Source organism: Pseudomonas sp. COW5, from assembly GCF_026240005.1.
Taxonomy (GTDB): Bacteria; Pseudomonadota; Gammaproteobacteria; order Pseudomonadales; family Pseudomonadaceae; genus Aquipseudomonas; species Aquipseudomonas kribbensis.
The window spans coordinates 6,180,380-6,190,119 of sequence record NZ_JAPHVP010000001.1 but is presented as its reverse complement, the minus strand read 5'-3'; the positions used below and the strand labels follow the sequence as shown (position 1 = coordinate 6,190,119).

At 60.9% G+C, this 9,740-nt stretch carries 7 protein-coding genes; 2 read left to right on the top strand and 5 right to left on the bottom strand.

Translation table 11 applies throughout. The annotated features are described in order from the left end of the window. The first annotated feature begins 66 nt into the window (after nt 1-66). Nucleotides 67-1,215, top strand: coding sequence for a macrolide transporter subunit MacA (gene macA, locus OQ248_RS28175; RefSeq protein ID WP_085708569.1), 1,149 nt, complete (start codon nt 67-69; stop codon nt 1,213-1,215). Nucleotides 1,216-1,217: 2 nt separating this feature from the next. Then, nucleotides 1,218-3,176, top strand: coding sequence for a MacB family efflux pump subunit (locus OQ248_RS28170; RefSeq protein ID WP_119426609.1), 1,959 nt, complete (start codon nt 1,218-1,220; stop codon nt 3,174-3,176). A gap of 63 nt (nt 3,177-3,239) precedes the next feature. On the opposite strand, the gene OQ248_RS28165 is transcribed toward OQ248_RS28170, so the two are convergent. The 5 genes from OQ248_RS28165 to yghU form a co-directional block, all read right to left on the bottom strand. Beyond that, nucleotides 3,240-4,013, bottom strand: a complete 774-nt coding sequence (locus OQ248_RS28165) for a LuxR C-terminal-related transcriptional regulator (RefSeq protein ID WP_265814902.1) — start codon at nt 4,011-4,013, stop codon at nt 3,240-3,242. A gap of 925 nt (nt 4,014-4,938) precedes the next feature. Then, complete coding sequence (gene glcF / locus OQ248_RS28160; protein ID WP_265814901.1) at nt 4,939-6,171, bottom strand: glycolate oxidase subunit GlcF; 1,233 nt, start codon at nt 6,169-6,171, stop codon at nt 4,939-4,941. Nucleotides 6,172-6,174: 3 nt separating this feature from the next. Continuing rightward, nucleotides 6,175-7,239, bottom strand: coding sequence for a glycolate oxidase subunit GlcE (glcE, locus tag OQ248_RS28155; RefSeq protein WP_265814900.1), 1,065 nt, complete (start codon nt 7,237-7,239; stop codon nt 6,175-6,177). Then, entirely contained in the window at nt 7,239-8,738 is a 1,500-nt protein-coding gene (glcD, locus tag OQ248_RS28150; RefSeq protein ID WP_265814899.1) for a glycolate oxidase subunit GlcD, read from the bottom strand. Before glcD ends, glcE begins: the two co-directional genes overlap by 1 nt. 38 nt (nt 8,739-8,776) lie before the next feature. Further along, nucleotides 8,777-9,616, bottom strand: coding sequence for a glutathione-dependent disulfide-bond oxidoreductase (gene yghU / locus OQ248_RS28145; RefSeq protein WP_265814898.1), 840 nt, complete (start codon nt 9,614-9,616; stop codon nt 8,777-8,779). Between the last annotated feature and the right edge of the window lie 124 nt (nt 9,617-9,740).

Here is a 9,740-nt window from a genome sequence, read left to right as displayed (position 1 = left end):
TTGAAGTTTTTATCCTGGAACCCGGCCGCTGGCCGGGCTCAACCCTGAACGGAATTGTGGTCATTTATGGAACAGTCGAAGTTGCGCAAAGTCGGTCTGGGAATCGCGTTGACGCTGGTGGCCGGGTTGGTGTTCTACACGGTGCAGGCACCGGCCGAAGCACCGCAGTACCTGACCGCCACGGTTGAACGCGGTGACATTGAAAACGCGGTGCTGGCCACCGGATTGCTGGAAGGTATCAAGCAGGTGGACGTCGGTGCCCAGGTCTCGGGGCAGTTGAAGTCGCTGAAGGTCAAGGTCGGCGACAAGGTCAAGAAGGGCCAGTGGCTGGCGGAAATCGACCCGCTGGTGTTGCAGAACACCTTGCGTCAGGCGCAGGTCGACGAGGAAAACCTGCAAGCCCAGCGCCGGGCGACTCAGGCTCAGCTCCGGCAGACCAAGGCAATCTACGAGCGCTATCAGAATCTGCAGGAGGACGCGTCGATCTCGCGGCAGGATTTCGAAACCGCGCAATCCAACTACGAGGTGCAGCAGGCCAACCTGTTATCGCTGGACGCGCAGATCAAGAGCGCGCATATCCAGATCGACACGGCCAAGGTCAATCTCGCGTACACGCGGATCGTCGCACCCATCGACGGCGACGTGGTGGGCATCGTCACCCAGGAAGGCCAGACCGTGATCGCCAACCAACTGGCGCCGATCCTGTTGAAACTGGCGGACCTGGACACCATGACCGTCAAGGCTCAGGTGTCGGAGGCGGATGTCATTCACATTGCGCCGGGGCAGGAGGTCTATTTCACCATTCTCGGTGAGGACAAGCGTTACTACGGCAAGCTGCGCGGCACTGACCCTGCGCCGCAGAACTTCCTTGAAGCGCCGCCTGCCGGGACACCGAAGCAGAACACGGCGGTGTTTTACAACGCGCTGTTCGAGGTGCCGAACCCGGATCATCGCCTGCGTATCTCCATGACGGCGCAGGTACGCGTGGTGCTCGATACCGCCAAGTCGGTGCTGACGATTCCGGTGGCGGCACTCGGTCCGCGCAATAACGACGGCAGCTTCCCGGTGCGGGTGCTGGACGCCAAGGGCCAGGCGCAGTCGCGCAATGTGCAGACCGGGATCAACAACAACGTCAAGGTGCAGGTCAACGACGGTCTGGCCGAAGGCGACCGGGTGGTGATCGGTGATCCGGTGGCGAAAGTGGCAGGGGCATGAGCATGACCGAACCTCTGCTGCAACTGAGCGGCATCAGCCGCAGTTTCACCGCTGGCGACCGTGAATTTCTGGCGCTGAAGAATATCGACCTGACGATCCATGCCGGGGAAATGGTGGCGATCATCGGTGCTTCGGGCTCTGGCAAATCGACCCTGATGAACATCCTCGGCTGCCTCGACTACGCCACGGCCGGCAGCTACAAGATCAACGGCCGGGAAACCCGGGATCTGGACAATCAGGCGCTGGCCGAACTGCGTCGCGACTATTTCGGCTTCATCTTCCAGCGCTATCACTTGCTGCCGCATCTGAGCGCGATGCACAACGTCGAGATGCCGGCGATCTACGCCGGCACGCCAGAGCCGCAGCGCCACGCCCGGGCCCGTGAGCTGTTGGCGCGGCTGGGGCTCGAAGGGCACCTGACCCATCGCCCCAGCCAGCTCTCTGGCGGCCAGCAGCAGCGGGTGAGTATCGCCCGGGCCTTGATGAACGGCGGTGAAGTGATCCTCGCCGACGAGCCCACTGGCGCCCTCGACACCACCAGCGGCAAGGAGGTGATGCGCATTCTGCTGGAGCTGCACGCCGCCGGGCACACGGTGATTCTGGTGACCCACGACCCTAAGGTCGCCGCCAACGCCGAACGCATCATCGAAGTCAGCGACGGCGAAATCCTCAGCGACCGCCGCAACGAGCGCGACACCACGGCACTGACCAACGAAGACGCCGTGTCGCGTAAATCCGGTGCGGCACGACGTCTGGTGGCCAGCTTCGGCTTGTTCAAGGAAGCGTTCAACATGGCCTGGGTCGCACTGATCTCCCATCGGATGCGCACCTTGCTGACCATGCTCGGGATCGTCATCGGCATCACCTCGGTGGTGTCGATTTCGGCCATCGGCGAAGGGGCCAAGCGCTATGTACTCAAGGACATCCAGGCCATCGGCAGCAACACCATCGATATCTATTCCGGCACCAGTTTCGGTGACAGTCGCTCGGCGGCCATCGAAACCCTGGTGCCGGCGGATGTGACGGCACTCAATCAGCTCTATTACGTTGACAGCGCTACTCCGGTGGTCGGACGCAATCTGTTGCTGCGCTATCGCAACATCGACCTCGATGCGCAGGTCAACGGCGTCAGCGATCTGTATTTCCAGGTGCGCGGAATCAAGATGGAGTCAGGCATCCCGTTCAGTGAAAGCGATGCCAGGCGTCAGGCGCAGGTGGTGGTGATCGATCACAACACCCGCCATCGGTTGTTCGGCGAGGGCGTCGATCCATTGGGGCAGGTGATCCTGATCGGCAATCTGCCGTGCACCGTGATCGGTGTGGCGGCGGAGAACAAGAACATCTTCTCGTCGAGCAAGTCGCTCAATGTCTGGGTGCCTTATGAAACCGCCGCCGGGCGGCTGTTGGGCCAGCGTTATCTGGACAGCATCAGTGTGCGGATCAAGGACGGTCAGCCGAGCAAAGTGGTGGAAGACAACGTCAACAAACTGATGCTGCAGCGCCACGGCACCAAGGACTTCTTCACCAACAACCTCGACAGCGTGATGCAGACCGTGCAGAAAACCAGCCGCTCACTGGCCTTGCTGCTGTCGCTGATCGCCGTGATTTCGCTGGTGGTGGGCGGTATCGGCGTGATGAATATCATGCTGGTGTCGGTCACCGAGCGTACCCGTGAGATCGGCATCCGCATGGCGGTCGGGGCGCGGCAGTCGGACATCCGCCAGCAGTTTCTCGTGGAGGCGGTGATGGTTTGCCTGCTCGGTGGCGCCATCGGTATCTCGCTGAGTTATGCCATTGGCCACCTGTTCTCGCTGTTCATCAAGGAATGGGAAATGGTGTTCTCGCTGACTTCAGTGCTGACTGCCGTGATCTGCTCGACCCTGATCGGTATCGTGTTCGGCTTCGTGCCAGCACGCAATGCGTCGCGGCTCGATCCGATCGAGGCGCTGGCCCGGGATTGATGAGGGCACGAAAAAACCGCCGTCCTTTGCAGGAGGGCGGTTTCGTCAGAGGTGTGTGAGCCTTCAGGCCGCGTTCGAAGGGCCGCAGGCTGCCGGGCAGTCCTTCGGCGAATACATCCAGCGCATCAGCGAGTGACGTCCGCTGATGCCTAGTTTGATGGCTGCGCGTTTGAGGTAGCTTTCGACGGTGTTGACCTTCAGTTGCAACTGTTCGGCCAGTTCAGGCGCGGTGCGCCCGGCCAGCAGACCGACACACACTTCCATTTCGCGGTTCGACAGGCTCAGCCCCAGTTGCTCCACTCGTTCGCAAAAGCGCAGGCGCAGGGTTTCCAGGCCCAACAGGGTGGAATCCGATTGTTCCTGGGATTGCCCTTGGGCGTCAGTGTTCGCCGGTTGCAGGGCGTTGATGTGTTTTTCCACCATCGGCAGCAGCACCGGGGAAATGTCCTGCAACAAACTGCGCTCATGAGCGGAAAAGCGTTTTGCCGGACCGCAACGGTAGACCGAGATCACATAGCGATAACCGTCCTTGCGCCGGGTCAGGTGCAATTGCGAGGCGTCGGTGACCGTCGAGGGTTCGGGAGCGGGTAAATCATTGGCACTCGGCAGGGTGCTCAGTTCGGAATACACCGTTTCAGCCGGCAGTGGCGCTTCCTTGATGCATTCGGGTTCGCCGCGCGGTTGCGTGCGTCCAACCGGTTCCACGCGCATCTGCCGGATATGCGTGGCGTCCACCGCCAGTTGGGTCAGGATCAGGTCGTGCAGCATCCGTGGGAAATGTCGGCTGCCAGTGCTGGCGATGACCTTGCCAATGTGAGGAAACAGCTGTGAGTTCATGTCGTTCATCCATGAGTTGCAGTGTGGTACTCGTGTTCCTGAACCACCGGAAAACAGCTCCATGCCCGGCGACAGCGAATCAGGAAATTGGATCCTATCCTAGTACAACGTTTCAGCGACGGTTTAATGAAGGCGCTATTAGCTCATAACTGACGGTGAGGAGGATGTCGGGATGACAGGTGTCAGAGAAATGCCTTACAGATGAACAGGATCAATTTTATAAAAAGTCCTACAAGTGACAGTTTTTAAGAACAAAAAAAGCCCGTTTCAGCCGAAGCCAAAACGGGCTTTTTCCCGCATCGACAACCGTTACTTCAGGTTGTCAAAGTGGTCTCGCAGGAATTCGTAAAAGCGAAACGCTTGAAACGATCTCCATACGAGGCTCAGCGTACGCAGCAAAAGCTTCATACGTTTTGGCCTCCAGGTCGGGGGCCAGACCTCCAGCGCACTTACCGGGCCACGCGTGCCTTCGGACATGCTCGTCAGAGTTGTCCATGAGGCGGCCGGTTGTGATCCCTCCGAGCCATCATTCCGGCACGGGTGCAAAACCGTGTCGAAGGGCATGAAACCGTTATGGTTCCAGCCAAACCTCATGGACGCACTGGCGAGTGAGCGTTGGCATATTAACCTGTCCTGAGGCGGGATTTTGAGAATGCTGGGGAAAGCTTTGGTATGTTTTGTAATTCGTTATTTCTGTCAGTATGATTTGATGTGGTCAAAACACGCCAAGAATACGGATCTTTCGAATAACGCCATTCAGCGCACGCAAAATAACGTTGCAACGAAAACCAAAGATTAATAGTATTCCCGCACGTCAGAGTTGTCCGTGAGACAGCAGGCCCCAGCCGCAAACTGAGGCTTGCCGAAAAAACCGCCCCGCAAAGGCGGTTTTTTTTGGCCCATCGTTTGACCACCGCCAGCAATCCTACGCGTCTCTCACCAAGTGCATCGCGGCATCCACCAGCTCGATCCAGTGCCTGACCGGTGTGCGTCCCGCGCCGTCGAGGTGGGCCTGGCAGCCGATATTGGCGGTAGCGATGACATCCGGATGACCGCTTTCCAGTGCATTGAGCTTCTGGTCGCGCAGTTGCCGGGCCAGCGCCGGTTGCGTTATCGAATAGGTGCCCGCCGAGCCGCAGCACAGATGGGCGTCCGGCACGGTCGTGAGATTGAAGCCCAGCCGGGTCAGCACCGACTCCACCGCACCTCCGAGTTTCTGTGCGTGTTGCAAGGTGCAGGGGCAGTGGAAAGCAAGCCGCTGATCGGCATGAAGTCCCAGGGACTCGAGCGGTTCCTCACGCAACACTTCCACCAGGTCTTTCGCCAGCGCGCTTACGGTTTTTGCCTTCTCGGCATAGACCGGGTCGGTGCAGAGCAGGTGTCCGTAATCCTTGATGAACGCACCACAACCGCTGGCGGTCTGCACGATCGCTTCGGCGCCGTACTCGATGGCCGGCCACCAGGCGTCGATGTTCTTGCGGGCCCGCTCAAGTCCTTTGGGCTGGGCATCGAGGTGATAGTCCACGGCGCCGCAGCAGCCGGCATTCTGCGCCGGTGTAATGCTGATCCCCAATCGATCCAGCACCCTTGCTGCTGCCGCGTTGGTGTTGGGCGACAGACCCGGTTGCACGCAGCCTTCGAGCATCAACACCTGGCGGGCGTGCCGGGTTACCGGGCGGCGCTCGGTTGCAGAGGTGTTGCGTGGCAGTTTGGTTTGCAGAGTCTCGGGCAGCAGCGCGCGGAAGATCCGGCCAGCACCGAGCAGTCCCTTGAACAGAGAGGCATCGGGCGCCACTGCGCGCAAACCTCCGCGCAACAAGCGTTGGCCGATGGGCCGCGGTACGGCGGCATCTACCACTGCGCGGCCGATATCGAGCAGGTTGTGGTAATCCACCCCCGAGGGGCAGGTGGTTTCGCAATTGCGGCAGGACAGGCAACGATCCAGATGCAGTTGGGTTTTGCGGGTGACGTCGTTGCCTTCCAGCACTTGCTTGATCAGGTAGATGCGACCCCGTGGGCCGTCGAGTTCATCGCCGAGCAACTGATAGGTCGGGCAGGTCGCGTTGCAGAAGCCGCAGTGCACGCAGGTGCGCAGGATGCTTTCGGCTTCTTCGGCGCGGGGCAGTTGTCGGGCTTTTTCGCTGAGAGTGGTTTGCATGGCTCAAAGCTCCGCGTACAGGCGACCGGGGTTGAAGACACCCTGAGGGTCGAGTTGCTGCTTGAGGCGACGGTGATAGTGCAGGAGGGCAGGTGGCAGCGGATGAAACGGCGCGTCGATCAAACCATGGCTGTAGCAGGTCGCATGCCCGCCAACAGCCGAAACCACCTCTCGAATCAGAGCAGCTTCGGCCCCTGATTTGAGCCAACGCTGGGCGCCGCCCCAGTCGAGCATTTGCACACCGGCCAAGGCCAGCGGCGGGGTGTTGTTCGGCACCGACAGACGCCACAGGGGCTGGTCCTCATCAAAAAAATCCAGGCGCTGTTCATTCAGATCTGCCCAATAAGCACCATCGAGTCGTTCGCCACCGAGTCGATCACGGGCCGCCGCCACCGAGCCTTCACCACCTTCCAGACGCAAATGCAGGCGCTGGCCATCGTGGCAGGCGGCGCTGATTGGCAACGGTTGTTGGCCCCATTCCGCCAGGCGCTGCAAGGCACGTTCGCTGTCCATTTCCAGGCTGATGCTCAGGCACTCACGGGGTTTGGGCAGGACTTTAAGCGAGACTTCGGTAATCACTCCCAGCGAGCCGTAACTGCCGGCCATCAGCCGCGACAGGTCATAACCGGCGACGTTTTTCATGACTTCACCGCCAAAGCGCAGGTGTTTGCCATGACCCGTGATGATCCGCGTACCCAGCACGAAATCCCGCACCGAGCCCGACCACGGGCGCCTCGGGCCAGACAGTCCGCTGGCGATCATCCCGCCAACCGTCGCATCGTCGGCGAAGGCCGGTGGTTCGCACGGCAACATCTGTTGTGAAGCATCCAGCACCGCAAGCAGTTCGCTCAGCGGTGTGCCGCAACGTGCGGTGATCACCAGTTCCGTCGGGTCGTAGCTGACGATGCCGCGATGGGTGCGGGTGTCGAGGATTTCTCCGGCGACGATTCGCCCCAGAAACGCCTTGCTATTAGCGCCCTGAATTCGCAATGGCGTGGCGTCCTGTAACGCCTGATTGACTTGATCGAGCAGCGCGGCGCTGTCGTCGACATCCTTTTCTCGGACCATCAAAAACGCTCCAGCTCGGGGAAGGGCAGTTGCCCGGCGTGAACATGCATGGCCCCGAACTCGGCGCAGCGGTGCAGGGTCGGGATGTTCTTGCCCGGATTGAGCAGGCCGCCGGGGTCGAACGCCGCTTTGACGGCGTGGAACAGGGTCAGCTCATCACTGTTGAACTGCGCGCACATCTGATTGATTTTCTCCCGCCCCACACCGTGCTCGCCGGTGATGCTGCCGCCGACCTTCACGCACAATTCGAGGATTTTGCCTCCCAGGGTTTCGGCGCGTTCCAGCTCGCCGGGCTGGTTGGCGTCGAACAGAATCAACGGGTGCATGTTGCCGTCGCCGGCATGGAACACGTTCGCCACGCGCAAGCCGGACTCGGCGGACAACTGCGCAATGGCTTGCAGCACGCCGGGCAGTTCGCGGCGCGGGATGGTGCCGTCCATGCAGTAATAGTCCGGCGACAAGCGGCCCACGGCCGGGAAGGCATTCTTGCGACCGGCCCAGAAGCGCACGCGCTCGGCTTCGTCCCTGGCCTGGCGCACTTCGCTGGCGCCTGCGTTTTTCAGCACCTGGCGCACGCGGATGCAGTCATCGTGGACGTCGGCTTCGACGCCATCGAGCTCACAAAGCAAAATCGCTTCGGCGTCCACCGGGTAGCCGGCGTGGATGAAATCCTCGGCGGCGCGGATGGCCAGGTTGTCCATCATTTCCAGGCCGCCGGGAATGATGCCGGCGGCAATGATGTCGGCCACGGCGCGGCCGGCGTTTTCCACGGAATCGAATGCGGCCAGCAAGACTTTGGCGGTCTGCGGCTTGGGCAGCAGTTTGACCGTGACTTCGGTGATCACGCCCAGCAAGCCTTCGGAGCCGGTGAACAGCGCCAGCAGATCGAAACCGGGAGAATCGAGCGCATCGGAGCCGAGCGTGAGGTGTTCGCCCTCGACCGTCAGGATCTCGACCTTGAGCAGGTTGTGCACGGTCAGACCGTACTTGAGGCAATGCACGCCGCCGGCGTTTTCCGCGACATTGCCGCCGATGGAACAGGCGATCTGCGAGGAAGGATCCGGCGCGTAATACAGGCCGAACGGGGCAGCCGCCTGGGAAATCGCCAGATTGCGCACCCCAGGCTGAACCCGCGCGGTGCGAGCGGCCGGGTCTATGTGCAGGATGTTGTTGAAGCGCGCCATCACCAACAGCACGCCTTTTTCCAGCGGCAGCGCCCCACCGGATAATCCAGTGCCGGCACCCCGGGCAACCACAGGCACGCTCATCTCACGACAAGTGCGCAAGATGCCCTGCACCTCATCCAGATGCCGGGGCATAACCACTAGCAGCGGCGTGGTGCGATAGGCGGACAAACCGTCGCATTCGTACGGGGCGAGATCCTCGCGTTGATGCAGGATTTCCAGTGCCGGCCACCGGGTTTGCAACGTCTGCAACAGCGCGGTTTTATCGACGTCCGGCAGGGCGCCGTCGATCTGTTCGTCGTAGAGAATGTTCATGTGGGCGCCCCTTGGTTTTTGTTATCGGGTGCGAGCGATCAGTCCAGATCAGCCGCCTCATGTCGTTCCGGCACCTGGCTCGCCTCATCGCCCCAGGTCCGGTTGACGCGCTGCCCACGAATGACCGCCGGCCGTTTGGCGATGTCCTCGGCCCAGCGTTGCACATGGGTGTATTCGTGCGCCGAGAGAAATTCGGCCGCGCCGTACACGTTATTGCGCACCAGTTGCCCGTACCACGGCCAGACCGCGATATCGGCGATGGTGTAGCTGTCGCCGGCAAGGTAAGGACTCTCGGCCAGGCGTCGGTCGAGCACATCCAGCTGACGCTTGGCCTCCATGGTGAAACGGTCGATCGGGTATTCGAGTTTCTCCGGCGCATAGGCATAAAAATGCCCGAAACCGCCGCCCAGGTAGGGTGCCGAGCCCATTTGCCAGAACAGCCAGTTCAGGGTTTCGGTGCGTCCGGCGAGGTCGGTGGGCAGGAACGCGCCGAATTTTTCGGCGAGATAAAGCAGGATCGAGCCCGACTCGAAAACCCGGATTGCCGGCTCAACACTTCTATCGAGCAGTGCAGGGATCTTGGAGTTCGGATTGATCTCGACAAAGCCGCTGGAAAACTGATCGCCTTCGCCGATACGGATCAGCCAGGCATCGTATTCGGCCCCGGTGTGCCCGAGCGCCAGCAACTCCTCCAGCAGGATCGTGACCTTGACGCCGTTGGGAGTGGCCAGCGAGTACAGCTGCAACGGATGCTTGCCGACGGGCAGGGTCTTGTTATGGGTCGGCCCGGCAATCGGGCGGTTGATGTTGGCGAACTGGCCGCCGGACGGAGCGCTGTGTTTCCAGACCTTGGGTGGTACGTAAGGCGTTTTGCTCATGAAACGAACCTCATCGTCAGCTGCTGAACAGGCGTGAGCCGGCAGAAAAAACCACCGGCTCCTGACGAACAGAACACCACAGAAGGGCGTTTGAATTCCACCCTGTTGTCCCATCAACTCTTTA